Source organism: Pantoea sp. SIMBA_079 (assembly GCF_046940275.1).
Lineage (GTDB): Bacteria > Pseudomonadota > Gammaproteobacteria > Enterobacterales > Enterobacteriaceae > Pantoea > Pantoea borealis.
The window spans coordinates 315,806-331,336 of the sequence record NZ_JAWRYR010000002.1; the positions used below are offsets into that span (position 1 = coordinate 315,806).

Sequence of the window (15,531 nt, forward strand, 5' to 3'; positions counted from 1 at the left end):
GTTTAGTTTGCAGCCTGGCAGCCCAGCCACCCTTCCCGACCGGCGATACTGCCTCGTACCACAGGGGCACGTGGCAGCATGGAAAGGTCGGCAGGCAGCAGCTCACTGAGCGGACAGAAGTGAATACCGGCCTGCCGGGCGCGGTCGAGCAGATTGCTGAAAGCGTCGCGCGCAGCTATCCCTTCGACTTCGGCATGAATGGTATAGACCGGTGTACCTGCGGCATGCTGCATCCGCTCCAGAATAAAATCGTTGAAGCGTGCTGCGCTTACCTGATGCCCCACCACTTCATCCCAGGTGGGCAGCGTGACCGGGATCTGTACCGTGCCTTCCGTGCCGTCAGGCAGTAGCGGGATAAACGGACCGCTGCCGCGGCAGTCGCTGTTGTAGCGGAAATGAAAGGGCTCTTTTGCGGCGATAATCCGGCTGTCCGCACGCCAGCCGGCAACCGCCGAGCAGGTGACACTGTCACCTGTCACCGCGTCCAGCGCCTGCTTACCCCGGTTTATCTCCTGAGCCAGCCGCTGTTCTGACCAGACGCCCGCCCAGGTCTGCCAGGCAAAGTGATCCCAGGCGTGCAGGCCAACTTCATGATGATCGGCGGTGGCGCGAATAATGTCCGCCTGGCCGCGACCAATATGACGCCCTGGCCAGGCGGTACCCGCCAGCAGAATATCCCAGCCATAGAGCGACGCCGCGCGGGAGCGCACCATTTTCCAGAAAAAGCGCGGCTTGAGCAGGCGCCACACATGGCGCCCCATATTATCCGGCCCGACGCTGAAGAAAAAACTCGCCTGCAGCTGATGCAGGCTGAATTGCTCCAGCAGCGCCGGGACGCCCAGCCGGGTGCCGCGCCAGGTATCAACATCGACCCGCAGCCCCACTTTTTTCATGGCTTCTCCTGCAGTTCAACGGTGCGCAGAAAGAAATCCAGCGTGTTATCGATGGTGGTATCCATATCCACGTCGGGTGTCCAGTTCAGCAGCCGGCGCGCATTTTTTATCGACGGCTTGCGGTGCTCGACATCCTGATACCCTTTGCCGTAGTAGCTGCTGCTTTCCACTTCGCGAAATCCGGCAAACGGCGGGAAACGGTCGCGCAGCGGATGACGTTCAAAGCTGGTCAGCAGATGCTCCGCCAGCTCGCGGATACTGGCTTCATTTTCCGGATTACCGATATTGATGATCTGCCCGTCGCAGTTGTCGTTGCGGTTTTCAATGATGCGAAACAGCGCTTCAATCCCGTCGCGGATATCGGTGAAACAGCGCTTCTGCGCCCCGCCATCCACCAGCTTAATGGGCGATCCTTCTACCAGATTGAGGATCAGCTGGGTGATGGCGCGGGAGCTGCCAATGCGTGCAGCATTAAGGTTATCGAGCCGGGGTCCCATCCAGTTAAAGGGGCGGAACAGCGTAAAGCGCAGGCCCTCTTTTTCACCATAGGCCCATAGCACCCGATCGAGCAGCTGTTTGGAAACCGAGTAGATCCAGCGCTGTTTATTGATCGGGCCAACGACCAGGTTGGAGCTATCCTCGTCAAAATGCCGATCGGTACACATACCGTAAACTTCAGACGTAGAAGGGAAGATAATGCGCTTCTTATACCTGACGCAGTCGCGAATGATTTTCAGGTTCTCTTCAAAATCGAGTTCAAACACCCGCAGCGGGTTACGGGTGTACTCGATGGGCGTGGCGATCGCCACCAGCGGCAGCACCACGTCACACTTCTTGATGTGATACTCAATCCATTCAGAGTGGATACTGATGTCGCCCTCAACAAAGTGGAAACGTGGTTCGCTGAGAAAACGACTTATCGCATCAGAGCCGATATCCAGCCCATAGACCTCAAAGTTATCATCCTGCAGCAGACGTTCAGTCAGATGATTGCCGATAAAGCCGTTCACACCGAGGATCAGTACCCGCGTACGGCGTTTCACAGCGGCCACCGGCTCAGAGTAAAGCAGCGCGCCGGGCACCAGTCCCAGGCTTTGCGCCAGCTGACTGCCATTCATAAACACGCCGTTATCACACTGGCCGGTGACAATCTCCAGCGCACCCTCGCCGCAGGCGACCTGCAGCGGATCGACAGAGAGCACGGTCCCGGCTCTGGCAACAGGCGTGCCGGTGTGCACACGCCCTTTCCACACCATAAACTTTACCGTACCGGCAAAGGCAAATGCGCCGGGCCACGGCCAGGTGACCGCGCGCACCAGGTTATTCACCTGCCGTGCGCTCTGTTCCCACCGGATACGTCCATCTTCCGGCGTACGGCGTCCCACGCGGGTGGCCTGCCGCTCATCCTGCGGCCGGGCAACGACCTCACCCCGCTTCAGCGCCGGGAGCGCACCTTCCAGCAGCTGCGTGGCACAGGCGACCAGCTTACGGTGCAGCGTCAGCGCATCATCCTGTTCATCAATAGTGACCCGCTCCTGCGTGACAATGTCACCGGCATCGGCCCGGCTCACCATACGATGCAGCGTCACGCCGGTTTCCGTTTCGCCATTAACCAGTACCCAGTTAAGCGGTGCGCGACCGCGATAGGCAGGCAGCAGCGAGCCGTGCAGGTTGAACGCCCCCTGCGCCGCACATCCCAGGATAGCGTCGCTCAGCATCGCCCGGTAATAAAATGAGAAAATGTAATCAGGCTCCAGTGCCCGGATACGTTCAAGCCATAAAGGATGATTAACCTCTTCAGGCGCATGCACCGGAATGCCGCGCTCAGCGGCGAGGCGTGCGACGGAATCAAAAAAATGGCTCTCTGCAGCGGTGTCGGTGTGCGTAAAGATCGCTGTGATCTCAAAACCCGCTTTCAGCAGCGCATTGATTCCTGCGCAACCCATTTCCGCATAGGCAAAAACAACTGTTTTCATGATTTGATTTCCTGAACCTGAGAGGTTTCGTGCTGCGGGTGGATCACCCGCTGAATGAAATAGCGCGGCCGTGCGCGTACATCGTTGTAGATACGCCCGATGTACTCGCCCAGCAGGCCCATCCCGATAAACTGCGCACCGACAAAAATAAACAGCACCGCAAACAGCATAAACAGGCCGTCGCCGGCCCAGCTGGCGCCAAAAAACAGGCGTAAGATCACCAGCAGTATTGAAAAGGCAAAGCCCGCCAGCGCAATCAGACTGCCGATGATGCTGAGCAGGCGCAGCGGCGTCGTGGTCAGACAGGTCACCAGGTCATACATCAGATTGATGAGCTTCATGACGCTGTATTTGGAATCGCCAAATTCACGCTCAGCGTGTGCGACCGGGAGTTCGATAGTGCGGCGGGCAAAGGTATTGGCCAGAATGGGAATAAAGGTGCTGCGTTCATGGCAGTTGAGCATGGCGTCGACAATGTGCCGGCGATAGGCGCGCAGCATGCAGCCGTAATCGCCCATCGCTTTGCCGGTGACGCGCTGGATCAGCTGATTGATGGCGCGTGAGGCGCGTTTGCGAAACCAGCTATCCTGCCGGTTCTGGCGGACGGTGCCGACCACGTCATAGCCCTGCTGCGCCGCCTTCACCAGTGCCGGGATCTCTTCCGGCGGGTTCTGCAGATCGGCATCCAGTGTAATGATCAGATCGCCCGACACGTGTGCGAAGCCCGCCATTATCGCCGAGTGCTGACCATAGTTTCGGTTAAGCAGAACGCCCACTACGTGACTTCCTGGCATGTCAGCAGCATCGGCGATCATCTGCGCCGAGCGGTCGCTGCTGCCGTCATCCACCAGCAGGATCTCATAGTTCAGGCCCAGCGTGCTGCAGACCGCGCTGGTACGGCGTACCAGCTCGGGCAAACTCTCCTCTTCGTTATAAACCGGAATAACCACAGAGATTTTCTGAATCGGTTTTTCATCCAGCATGATGGCCTCCTGCCAGCGTGCGCAGCGCGTTGATTACCCGGCTCACATCCTCATCCTGCATATCGGGAAACAGCGGGAGCGAGCAGATACGTTCGCTGTTCCATTCCGTGTCAGGCAGGCTAAGATGCGGATAACGTTCCCGGTAATATTTATGCGTATGCGCCGCACGGAAATGAAGGCCGGTGCCGATCTGCTCTGCTTTCAATGCCTCCATCAGCGCATTGCGACTGATGCCGCAGGTGGCTTCATCGACGCGGATGATAAACAGATGCCAGGCATGCAGATGTGGCCAGTCAGGCTGTTTCAGGGGCAGAAAAGGCGTATCCGCCAGCGCCTGCAGGTAACGCTGCGCAATCGTCCGGCGACGGCGGTTGATATCGGCAAGTTTGCCGAGCTGGACCAGCGCAATAGCGGCGTTGATATCCGGCAGATTGTATTTAAAACCAGGCGCGATCACTTCTGCCTGCGGTTTTCGCCCGTGCGTATCGCGATCCCAGGCATCCACGCCCAGTCCGTGAAACTTCAGGCTGCGTATCCGGTCGGCCAGGTCACCATCATCCGTCACAACAATCCCGCCTTCGGCACAGGTAATATTTTTGATGGCGTGCAGTGAAAAGATTGCCGTGCCGCGCTGTCCGACATGCTGGCTGCCATAGTGGCAGCCGATTGCGTGTGCAGCGTCTTCGATTACCGGGATGCCATAGCGCTCGCCCAGCGCACAGATTGACGCAAGATCAACCGGCGCACCGGCGTAATGCACCGGAATAATCGCGCGGGTGCGTGGCGTGATCGCCGCGTCAATCTGTTCTGCTGTCACCATCAGCGTATGGCGATCAACATCGACCATGACCGGCGTGGCCCCCAGCAGCGTAATGATATTGAGTGTAGAGACCCAGGTCAGTGAAGGAGTAATGACCTCATCTCCGGGCTGAATGCCCAGCGCCAGCAGCGTGACGTGGAGGCCGGCGGTGGCTGAACTCACGGCAATGGCATGCTGATTTCCGGTCAGCTCACAGAAAGCCTGCTCCAGTTCGGCATTTTTCGGGCCAGTGGTAATCCAGCCAGAAGCAAATACCGCCCTGACGGCAGCCAGCTCTTCTTCGCCCAAAGCGGGGCGTGAAAAGGGTAAGAAAGACATAAATCCACCTTATCAATTATGCTCTGATACAGATGCAGGGCCAGAGCCTGCATCAGCTATCACGCGCAACCTCAACGTACTTTCAACGCATTCAGTCGAAAAACCTCATGACATTTTGTCTGCTGCCGGGTTTATCGCTTCCTGATGCGGCCTGCCAAATCATTAGCCAGCCTGCTATTTTTTCCTGCGTAATCACCATAAGCAGCAAAACTTAACGCAACATTAAATTTGCGGTGATTATGCAGCCAACTTCTTCAACGTTGAGGATTGATTGATAATTGTGCCGGGCGCGATGCAGCAAAAAGCGCAGCGGTTATTCGGGTTTGATACGCTGTTTTTCTGAACCCGGCGCGCAACGATCGTTGCAAGTTACTGAAAATGAGTATTGTCACTCCCGTTACCCCAGAGGATGAGGTAGGTTGCTCGCAGGCTAATGACATGATGAGAGCAGGAAGACGATATGGTGATGTTGCTGGTTACCCTGCTGACGCTGGCCGTTGGCAGCTTTATTAATGTTGTCGTGTATCGGTTACCGCGGCATATCGCACAGGCGGCCACGCTCACCTCACTGCTGACGCCCTCATCCTGCTGCATACATTGTGAACGCGCCCTGCGCTGGTATGACATGATTCCGGTGCTGAGCTGGCTCTTGCTGCGCGGCCGGTGTCGCGATTGCCATAGTCCGATCGGCTGCCGTTATCCGGCTACTGAGATCGCGACACTCCTGCTCTCCCTGCTGCTGATCGTGCTGTTGCCCGCTGACAGCCGGCTCATTGCCGCACTGCTGCTGGCATGGGCACTGCTGGCGCTCTCCCTTATCGATATGACGCATCTGCTGCTGCCGGATGCGATTACGCTGCCGCTGCTCTGGCTCGGCCTGTTATTGCATAGCGCTGATGTATTACCAGGCACGCTCCATGATGCGGTGACAGGCGCTGCGGCCGGATATGGCGTGATGCGTTTTACTGGCTGGTGTTATCAGCTGCTGAGAAACCAGTCCGGTGTCGGACAGGGAGATGCCAAATTACTGGCGGCACTGGGTGCCTGGCTTGGTTTGACGTCACTGCCAGTGCTGCTGATTATGGCCAGTGGCAGCGCGCTGATTTTTGTGACCTTTGTCAGATTATGGCGTTTTCAGCAGCCTGGCCGCCTTATCCCGTTTGGTCCATGGCTTTCACTGGCGGGCATAAGTCTCTTTATTCATTCAATAATTTGAACCTGACCGTTTTAGCAGAGAAATAACAACGGCCAGTTTCTGTCCAACGTTATGATTCGTATATGAAAAGAATAAACAATTCTACACAAAATTAATCATTGTGATGTCAGTAAAAAGGCTCTATATTGGCCGCGCTTTTTACATTACTGATACTTTTTTGTTCAATTAGTCAATCGGCCAGCCACTGCGAGCCCCGGTTGAAGGAGAGATATGATGACGGATAAAGTCCGTATTGATAATTTTGGTGCCAGCTCATTCAACGGAAACAACGACGCATTCTTAGCCCGTCAGGCTGAGTTTGAATCAAACGTCAGGAGTTACCCGCGCAAATTGCCTTTAGCTATCGCTAAAGCCAGCGGCGTGTGGATTACGGATGTTGAGAATAAGCAATATCTTGACTGTCTGGCTGGCGCAGGGACGCTGGCACTTGGTCATAACCACCCTGATGTTCTGCAGAGCATCCAAAATGTCATTACCAGCGGCTTGCCGTTACATACTCTTGATCTGACCACACCGCTGAAAGATCAATTCTCTGAATCACTGCTTTCTCTGCTGCCTGGCCAGGGCAAAGAGTATTGCCTGCAGTTTACCGGCCCATCGGGGGCGGACGCCGTTGAGGCTGCACTGAAGCTGGCGAAAAAAGTTACCGGCCGCAGCGGTGTTATCAGTTTCTCAGGCGGCTATCACGGCATGACGCACGGTGCGCTCGCCGTAACCGGCAACCTGTCACCAAAAGAAGCGGTTAACGGCATGATGCCGGAAGTGCAGTTTATGCCTTACCCGCACCAGTATCGCTGCCCGCTGGGCATCGGTGGTGACGCAGGCGTGAAAGCGCTGACCTACTACTTCGACAACCTGATTAACGACGTAGAAAGCGGCGTGCGTAAGCCGGCAGCCGTTATTCTGGAAGCGGTTCAGGGTGAAGGCGGTGTGAACCCGGCTCCGGCTGAGTGGCTGCAGCGCATCCGCAAAGTCACGCAGGAGCACGGCATTCTGCTTATTCTGGACGAAGTTCAGGCAGGCTTTGCCCGCACCGGTAAATTCTTCGCCTTTGAACACGCCGGCATTGAACCAGACATCATCGTGATGTCAAAAGCGGTTGGCGGTGGCCTGCCACTCGCTGTGCTGGGCATTAAAAAGCAGTTCGATGCCTGGTCACCGGGCCACCATACCGGTACCTTCCGCGGCAATCAGCTGGCGATGGCAACCGGTCTGGCTACCCTGAAAGTGCTGACTGAGCAGAATATTGCTGCAAAAGTCGCTGAACAGGGTGAGTGGCTGAAAGCACAGCTGGCAGAGATGCAGCAGCGCTTCCCGGTTATCGGTCACATTCGCGGCATGGGCATGATGATTGGTATTGAAATCGTTAAGCCCGATGAGCCGGCTGACCACATGGGCAGCTTCCCGGCAGATGGCGAGCTTTCTGCGCTGCTGCAGAAGAAATGCTTCGAAGCGGGCCTGATTCTGGAGCGCGGCGGCCGTCACGGTTCTGTGCTGCGCCTGCTGCCGTCCCTGCTTATCACTAACGAAGAGCTGGCCGTATTCCTGGATAAATTTGAGCAGGCGCTGCTGGGCGCTGGCGTCAAACCTGTTTGACTGGAAAAGTAAATGAGTGAAGTGAATCCGATTCTGGCCGCCTCCGCGCAGAGCATTGAGGCATATCAGCAGGCGATTGCCCAGAGCAGCGCCGCGGTTGTGCAGTGGCTGCAGCAGCCTGAGATGTATCAGGGCAAAACGGTTGCCGAACTGCGCGAGCGCATTGCGCTTGACTTCAATCCTGACGGCCTGGGTAACCAGGCCGCGATTGAGCGCGCGATTGAGTATTTCCTGAAAGACAGTCTGTCAGTGCACCATCCGCAGTGTGTGGCGCACCTGCACTGCCCGAGCCTGGTGGTAAGCCAGGCCGCCGAAGTTCTGATCAACGCCACGAACCAGAGCATGGATTCCTGGGATCAGAGCCCTTCAGCGACCATCATTGAGGTCAAACTCATTGAATGGCTGCGTGCTCAGGTGGGTTACGCTGCCGGAGACGCCGGCGTCTTTACCAGCGGCGGTACCCAGAGCAATCTGATGGGCCTGATGCTGGCTCGCGATGCGTTCTTTGCCCGTCAGGGCCACTCGGTGCAGCAGGATGGTATCACCGGCGATCTGCGTAAGATGAAAGTGTTCTGTTCTGAAAACGCGCACTTCTCGGTGCAGAAGAACATGGCGCTGCTGGGCCACGGCTATCAGTCAGTGGTTCAGGTAAAGTCCGATGACTTTGCGCGCATGGACGTCAACGATCTGCAGGCCAAACTGGCGCAGGCTGAAGCGAACGGCGAACAGGTACTGGCGATTGTTGCTACGGCGGGAACCACCGACGCAGGCGCTATCGATCCGCTGCGTGAAATCGCTGCCATCGCCGCTGAACGTAATATCTGGGTTCACGTGGATGCGGCCTGGGGCGGCGCGCTGCTGCTGTCAGAGAAGTATCGTCACTATCTGGATGGTCTGGATAGGGTGGACTCCGTTACCCTGGACTTCCATAAGCAATATTTCCAGACCATCAGCTGCGGCGCGTTTCTGCTGAAGGATGCGCGTCATTATGAACTGATGCGTTATCAGGCGGCCTACCTCAACTCCGAGTTTGATGAAGAAGCGGGCGTACCGAACCTGGTCTCTAAATCGCTGCAGACTACGCGCCGCTTTGACGCGCTGAAGCTGTGGATGGGTCTGGAAGCGCTGGGTCAGAAACAGTATGCGGCGATTATCGACCACGGCGTCACTCTGGCGCAGGAAGTGGCACGGTATGTTGAAGCCACCCCGCGTCTGGAACTGGTCATGCAGCCGCAGCTGGCAAGCGTGCTGTTCCGTTATCGTCCGCAGCAGCTCACTGACGTTGCGCAGATTGCGCTGTTTAACCAGCGCATCGGCGATGTTCTGCTGGAGTCGGGCCGCGCTAACGTAGGTGTGACCGAGAATCAGGGCGTCACCTGTCTGAAGCTGACGCTGCTGAATCCCACCGTCACGCTGGATGATATTAAGCTGCTACTGGCACTGGTGGAAAAAACGGCCGATCAGCTGCTGAGCGCCTGATTATCCCGCTGAAATCTGGCCGGCACCCTTCACGGGTGGCCGGCTTTTTTTATGCCGGATTTTCCGGGCCGCTTCCGCGCGTTATCACTCCCGCCTCCAGCAGACAGCCCTTCAGCGCGCCAAACGCATCCTGACACTGACGCTCGTCAACGCAGGCATATCCCAGCAATAAACCGCGTTTCTCCTGCGGGTGCATATAATACTGCGACAGCGCACGCACCTTCACGCCGCGCTTTAGCGCCAGCGCAGCAATCGCGACGTCATCGCACCCCTGCGGCAGCGGCAGCACCAGATGCAGACCCGCCTGATGGTTCACCGCCGGCAGAAACGCTTCGCCAAGATAACGGGCAATAAGTCCGGTCAGGAACTGCCGCCGCTGGCTGTAGAGCTTCCGCATGCGGCGGATATGCGCCATGTAGTGTCCTTTCTGAATAAACTCTGCCAGCGCACGCTGGATCAGCAGATGACCGCCACGATAAAGCTCCGCCGCCGCCAGCCGCAACGGCTGAGCCAGCGCTTTAGGGACAACCAGATAGCCGAGCCGCAGCGCCGGATAGAGCGTTTTAGAAAAGGTGCCCATATAGATAACCGGTGCATCTGCCTCAAAGCCCTGCAGCGACGGAAACGGCTGGCCGGAAAAACGAAACTCACTGTCGTAGTCATCTTCGACCAGCCAGCTTTTATGTTTCCGCGCCAGATCAAGCAGCTGTCTGCGGCGCTCCAGGCTGAGATGCACGCCCAGCGGATATTGATGTGACGGCGTCACAAATATCATTTTTGGCGGCTTACTGCGCGAGGGCAGATCGGGAATAATGCCCTGTTCATCTACCGCTTTCGCCTGGATTTTAAGACCGTTAATCCGCAGCAGATTACGCGTTCCCCAGTAGCCCGGCTCCTCGATCCAGACCGGGTCGCCCGCGTCGCACAGCACGCGTGTCACCAGATCCACCGCCTGATGTACCCCCTCGGTAATAATAATCTGGTCGGCGTCTGCCCGCACCGAACGCGCCACGCTGAGATACTCCGCCAGCGCCTGACGCAGCTGCGGACAGCCTCCGCTGCTACTGTAAATCAGCCGTTCTATCTCCGGATCGCGGTTCAGTCGCGCCTGGATCTGACTGAACAGCTTATGCGGGAACTGACGCACATCGGGCGCGCCCGGTACAAACGCGCCCCACTGCCACGGCGAGGCGTTGGCATGTCCGAGCAGCGTTGCGCCTCGCCGCGACAGCGCAGCGGGTTTGGTCAGCACAGCGGCAGACTCAGGAACGCGCTGCGGGCTGTTCAGGCATCCCTCCGGCAGCGTCTCCGCAATCCAGGTACCGCTGCCGGTACGGGCCGTAACGTAACCCTGCGCAATGAGATTTTCATACACGTTTAGCACCGTATTGCGCGATACCGCCAGCTCGCGGGCCAGATCGCGCGTGGCGGGCAGGCGCGAGGCGCGCGGAAAAATACCTTCAGCAATCGCCTGCTGCATGCAAATAAGCAGCCGCTGCTGCAGCGTGCCTTCCGCGACAAACTGCAGGCGCTCCAATACATGATCGGCATACAAACTCCGCAATTGGCTCCATCCTTTTTCGTTGAATTGGCTCTGGCAACCTGTGCCGCTGCAGGCATAAATAAGCGTGTTTGTCGTGATTTGTAAAGAAGCTTATCGCTAAGGAAAGGTTATGGAAGGTAAAAACAGCCAGCTGCAACAACGTAAAGATGATGCTCTGCCACGCGGCACCGGCAATCTGTGTCCGTGGTTTGTTGAGCAGGCAGAGAACGCCACGCTGCATGACACTGAGGGTAATAGCTGGATCGACTTTGCCGGCGGAATCGCGGTTTTGAACACCGGTCATCGTCATCCGCGCGTCGTGCAGGCCATCAAAGACCAGTTAGAAAAATTTACCCATACCGCTTTCCAGGTCACGCCTTATGAGAACTATGTTGCGCTGGCGGAGCGCATCAACGATCTGGTGCCGATTACCGGAAAAGTGAAAACCGCGTTTTTCAGCACCGGCGCTGAAGCGGTAGAGAATGCCGTCAAAGTTGCACGCGCCGCCACCCGGCGCCACGGTATTATCACCTTCGGCAATGCGTTTCATGGCCGCACCTTTATGACCATGGCGATGACCGGCAAAGTGGCGCCGTATAAGCGCGACTTTGGTCCGATGCCTGCATCCGTGTTCCATGCCCGCTACCCAAACAGCGTTACCGGCATCAGCACGGAGGATGCGCTGGCAAGTCTGCATGACCTCTTTACGCAGGATATCGCTCCGCAGGATGTGGCCGCGATTGTGCTGGAGCCGGTCCAGGGCGAAGGTGGCTTTCATATCGCGCCACCTGAATTCATGACGCAGCTGCGCGCGCTGGCCGATCGGCACGGGATCCTGCTGATTGCTGATGAAGTACAAAGCGGATTTGGCCGTACCGGTAAAATCTTTGCCATGGAACACTATGGCGTTGAGCCTGACCTGATCACCATGGCAAAGAGCCTCGCAGGGGGAATGCCGCTCTCTGCCGTGAGTGGCCGCGCAGAAATTATGGATGCGCCCGGCCCTGGCGGCCTGGGGGGAACCTATGCCGGTAACCCTCTCTCTATTGCGGCAGCGCACGCGGTGCTGGATGTTATTGCCGAAGAGCAGCTCTGCGAACGCTCCGTACAGCTTGGTGCCGCACTGACTGAATTCCTGCAGGGCGCACGCGCCACGCAGCCGGCTATCACCGATATCCGCGCGCTGGGTTCGATGGTTGCCGTAGAGTTTGCTGATGCGCAGACTGCGCAGACGCTGCAGCAACAGGCGATGGCACAGGGGCTGCTGCTGCTGACCTGCGGACCGCTCGGTAACGTCATCCGCTTCCTCTATCCGCTGACCATTCCGGATGCGCAGTTTCGCCAGGCGCTCGATATCCTGGGCGGTTTGCTCACTCCGCAGCGTTAAGCCGCGCTGCACCTCTGGCCTGTCCGCTGCAGGCCAGACTGTCCACCTTCACGCCAGGCGGCGCGGTGCGTCGCCTGAGAGACGATTCGGAGAAAAAACTATGACCGCTCAGAATGCCGACGTACTGGCACCAGGCCTGAAGCCGCGCCACGTGAGGATGCTTTCTATTGCCGGCGTTATCGGTGCCGGCCTGTTTGTGGGCTCCGGGCACGCTATCGCCGAAGCGGGGCCGGCGGTGCTGCTCGCCTATATTGCCGCCGGTACGCTGGTGGTGCTGATTATGCGTATGCTGGCGGAGATGGCCGTTGCTTCGCCTGATTCCGGCTCTTTTTCCACCTATGCTGACAAATCGCTGGGGCGCTGGGCCGGTTTCACTATCGGCTGGCTCTACTGGTGGTTCTGGGTGCTGGTGATCCCGCTTGAAGCGAACGCCGCCGGCACTATTCTGCACGGCTGGTTTCCGCAGGTGGACGTCTGGGAATATACTCTGGCGATCACGGCGTTTCTTACCGTCAGCAATCTGTTCAGCGTGAAAAACTATGGCGAGTTTGAGTTCTGGTTTGCTCTGCTGAAGGTGGTCGCGATCGTCGGCTTTCTGGTGGCAGGTAGCCTGGCGGTATTTGGCCTGCTGCCCGGCAGCAACACGCAGGGGATCTCGCATCTCTGGGATACCAGAGGGTTTATGCCGAACGGTATCAGCGCCGTGCTGGCCGCCATTCTGACCACAATGTTCTCTTTTATGGGCACGGAAATTGTCACGATTGCCGCAGCGGAGTCGCGCGAACCGAAAAAGCAGATTACTCAGGCGACTAACTCCGTGATCTGGCGTATCGCCCTGTTTTATCTGCTGTCAATTTTCCTGGTGATTTCGCTGGTGCCCTGGAACAGTCCGGCGCTGATGAAGAATGGTTCTTATCAGACCGCGATGGAGATAATGAACATTCCTCATGCGCGTCTTATTGTCGATATTGTGGTACTGATTGCCGTATGCAGCTGCCTGAACTCAGCGCTTTATACCGCCTCGCGTATGCTGTTTTCGCTGTCGCGTCGTCAGGATGCACCTGCTGCCGCCTCGCGTACCACGCGCAGCGGTACACCGTGGGTTGCCGTATTACTTTCAACCGCAGCGGCGTTTCTGGCGGTGTTTGCTAATTATGTGGCACCCAGCGCCGTTTTTGAGTTCCTGCTGGCCAGCTCGGGCGCGATTGCGCTGCTGGTCTATCTGGTGATTGCGGCCTCTCACCTGGTATTGCGCAAAAAACGCGAGGCGCGTGGCGAGACCCTGAGCTATCGCATGTGGCTCTTTCCGGGGCTCACCTGGGCGACCATTGTATTTATCATCGGCGTGCTCGGCTCGATGCTGTTTAATCAGCAGCATCGCCCGGAGATCATCGCCACCGCTATTCTGACGCTGCTGGTGCTGGCTGCCAGCCGGCTGGTACACCGCAAACGCGCGGCGCGCCGCCACGCCAGAATGGTAGCCGTTCGTTCCTGAGTCACGGTTCCGGGCAGGGATGCCCGGTTTCAGTAAACGTCAATGCTGAGAGCCGACTCCGGCACATCAATTTTCACCACGCAGTGTGTCCAGACGGGCTGTCCTGGCGACAGCTCATGCTCAACGAAATAGTGCTGAAACGCTTTCAGTGCGTCAGTCAGATCGCTAATGGCTCGCGCATCAGGCTCAAACCAGTCAGGTTCACCCTGCTCATCCAGATAGTTAAACTGATACTGCCCTCCCTCCTCGTCAGCAAACAGCTCAGCCTGTACCGTCAGCTGTCGGGCGCCTTCCGGACCGCAGCTGTAGAGAATTTGTCCGATGCGGCGATAGAGATCTTCATATTGCATATTTTTTATTCTCACGCGTGGACGGTGGCACTTCACCATCCGTTAAGGTTGACTTTCTGACGCACGCCCTGAAAATGGCAGCGCCAGACTTAGCCGTTTATAAAGGGAGTTTACCATAGCCTGTTTATCGCGTTTTCATCTGACAGCGCTGCTGCGCACCGGCGCGCTGGCACTGCTGCTGGCAGGCTGTGCCGGCACACCGCCTAAGTCGCTGGTGACGCCGCTGCCACCCGTGGCAAAGCCACCGGTTACGCTCACCCCGGACGCGCCGCGCGAGCCGATGCGTGGCGTATGGCTCACGACTGTTTCACGCCTCGACTGGCCGCCGGTGACATCGGTGACGGCCGCGCCGGCTGAACGTGTTCGTCTGCAGCAGGCGTCGCTTATCGCCAGACTGGACCAGTTAAAGCAGCTTGGGATCAACACGGTGTTTTTCCAGGTCAAGCCTGACGGCACCGCGCTCTGGTCCTCAAAAATCCTGCCCTGGTCCGATACGCTGACCGGCCATATCGGAGAAAACCCTGGCTACGATCCGCTGGCATTTCTGCTGAAAGAAGCGCATCAGCGGGGCATAAAAGTGCACGCGTGGTTTAACCCCTATCGCGTCTCGACCAACGTCAAACCCGGTACCCTGCGCGAACTGCAGCGCACGCTGACACAGCAGCCTGCCAGCGTCTATGTTCTGCATCCCGGCTGGATCCGCACCGCGAGCGACCGGCTGGTACTGGATCCGGGTATTCCCGACGTGCGCGACTGGATCACCAGTATTGTGGCTGAAGTGGTTTCGCACTACGCCGTGGATGGCGTGCAGTTTGACGACTATTTCTACACCGAAACTGCGGCCTCTCCCTTGAATGACAACGCGACTTTTCGTCAATATGGCGCCGGTTTCGCCACTAAAGCTGACTGGCGGCGTAATAACACGCTACAGCTGATTGAGCAGGTCTCGCGCACGGTAAAAAAACTGCGGCCCGACGTGGCGTTTGGCGTCAGCCCGGCTGGCGTGTGGCGTAATCTCTCTCACGACCCGGCCGGTTCCGATACGCGCGGTGCCGCAGCTTACGATGAGGCTTACGCTGATACACGCCTCTGGGTACAGCGTGGTCTGCTGGATTATATCGCCCCTCAGCTTTACTGGCCGTTTGCCCGCGCAGCAGCACGCTATGACGTGCTGACCCGCTGGTGGGCAGACGTAGTTCGTCCAACACCGGTGCGTCTCTACATTGGCGTTGCGCTCTATAAAGTGGGCGTGGCGTCTAAAATGGAGCCCGACTGGACGCGTCAGGGAGGCGTACCCGAACTGAAAAAGCAGATTGAGCTGAATGAGTCGCTGCCGGATGTTGATGGCACGATCCTCTTCCGCGAGGGGTATCTGTCACAGCCGCAGACGCAGGAAGCAGTACGCTATCTGCAGCAGCGCTGGAAAAGCCGCGACTGATGCACACGGTTTCGCTATCATCAGCATCCGTTAGCCC

The 15,531-nt window shown here is 57.6% G+C and carries 12 protein-coding genes; 6 read left to right on the plus strand and 6 right to left on the minus strand.

Annotated elements, in window-relative coordinates:
* Window positions 1–2 precede the first annotated feature (2 nt).
* From arnD to arnB, 4 genes are read right to left on the minus strand one after another with little or no spacing between them, the layout of a single operon-like run.
* Window positions 3–893: a 4-deoxy-4-formamido-L-arabinose-phosphoundecaprenol deformylase gene (arnD, locus tag SB719_RS05365; RefSeq protein ID WP_304231539.1), complete on the minus strand. Its 891-nt coding sequence runs from the start codon at window positions 891–893 to the stop codon at window positions 3–5.
* Window positions 890–2,869 (minus strand): bifunctional UDP-4-amino-4-deoxy-L-arabinose formyltransferase/UDP-glucuronic acid oxidase ArnA, encoded by a 1,980-nt coding sequence (gene arnA / locus SB719_RS05370; protein WP_304231537.1) that lies wholly within the window; start codon window positions 2,867–2,869, stop codon window positions 890–892. The genes arnD and arnA overlap by 4 nt, the downstream gene beginning before the upstream one ends.
* A complete protein-coding gene (gene arnC, locus SB719_RS05375) occupies window positions 2,866–3,852 on the minus strand; it encodes an undecaprenyl-phosphate 4-deoxy-4-formamido-L-arabinose transferase (protein ID WP_304231536.1) in 987 nt (328 codons plus the stop codon). The genes arnA and arnC overlap by 4 nt, the downstream gene beginning before the upstream one ends.
* Window positions 3,842–4,990, minus strand: coding sequence for a UDP-4-amino-4-deoxy-L-arabinose aminotransferase (gene arnB / locus SB719_RS05380; RefSeq protein ID WP_304231534.1), 1,149 nt, complete (start codon window positions 4,988–4,990; stop codon window positions 3,842–3,844). The genes arnC and arnB overlap by 11 nt, the downstream gene beginning before the upstream one ends.
* Before the next feature lie 460 nt (window positions 4,991–5,450).
* Here arnB and SB719_RS05385 point away from each other — a divergent pair, with 460 nt between their 5' ends.
* The 3 genes from SB719_RS05385 (at window position 5,451) to SB719_RS05395 (ending at window position 9,281) form a co-directional block, all read left to right on the plus strand.
* On the plus strand, window positions 5,451–6,206 hold the full coding sequence (locus SB719_RS05385; RefSeq protein ID WP_304231532.1) for a prepilin peptidase: 756 nt from the start codon (window positions 5,451–5,453) through the stop codon (window positions 6,204–6,206).
* Window positions 6,207–6,419: 213 nt separating this feature from the next.
* Window positions 6,420–7,802 carry a diaminobutyrate--2-oxoglutarate transaminase gene (locus SB719_RS05390; protein ID WP_065647364.1) on the plus strand — a complete coding sequence of 461 codons (1,383 nt, stop codon included), beginning with the start codon at window positions 6,420–6,422 and terminating at the stop codon, window positions 7,800–7,802.
* 12 nt (window positions 7,803–7,814) lie between these two features.
* A complete protein-coding gene (locus SB719_RS05395; protein WP_412158999.1) occupies window positions 7,815–9,281 on the plus strand; it encodes a pyridoxal phosphate-dependent decarboxylase family protein in 1,467 nt (488 codons plus the stop codon).
* Window positions 9,282–9,330: 49 nt separating this feature from the next.
* Here the strand turns inward: SB719_RS05395 and SB719_RS05400 are convergent, their stop codons facing one another.
* Window positions 9,331–10,845, minus strand: coding sequence for a PLP-dependent aminotransferase family protein (locus tag SB719_RS05400; RefSeq protein ID WP_206099876.1), 1,515 nt, complete (start codon window positions 10,843–10,845; stop codon window positions 9,331–9,333).
* Window positions 10,846–10,954: 109 nt separating this feature from the next.
* On the opposite strand from SB719_RS05400, the gene gabT reads away from it, so the two are divergent.
* Together gabT and gabP are read left to right on the plus strand one after the other, a co-directional pair.
* On the plus strand, window positions 10,955–12,211 hold the full coding sequence (gene gabT, locus SB719_RS05405; RefSeq protein ID WP_065647362.1) for a 4-aminobutyrate--2-oxoglutarate transaminase: 1,257 nt from the start codon (window positions 10,955–10,957) through the stop codon (window positions 12,209–12,211).
* Window positions 12,212–12,311: 100 nt separating this feature from the next.
* Window positions 12,312–13,706 carry a GABA permease gene (gene gabP, locus SB719_RS05410; RefSeq protein WP_065647361.1) on the plus strand — a complete coding sequence of 465 codons (1,395 nt, stop codon included), beginning with the start codon at window positions 12,312–12,314 and terminating at the stop codon, window positions 13,704–13,706.
* A gap of 29 nt (window positions 13,707–13,735) precedes the next feature.
* On the opposite strand, the gene SB719_RS05415 is transcribed toward gabP, so the two are convergent.
* Window positions 13,736–14,056 (minus strand): hypothetical protein, encoded by a 321-nt coding sequence (locus SB719_RS05415; RefSeq protein ID WP_065647360.1) that lies wholly within the window; start codon window positions 14,054–14,056, stop codon window positions 13,736–13,738.
* Window positions 14,057–14,195: 139 nt separating this feature from the next.
* Between SB719_RS05415 and SB719_RS05420 the strand changes: the two genes are divergently transcribed.
* Window positions 14,196–15,494, plus strand: a complete 1,299-nt coding sequence (locus SB719_RS05420) for a glycoside hydrolase family 10 protein (RefSeq protein ID WP_304231742.1) — start codon at window positions 14,196–14,198, stop codon at window positions 15,492–15,494.
* The last annotated feature ends 37 nt before the right edge of the window (window positions 15,495–15,531 follow it).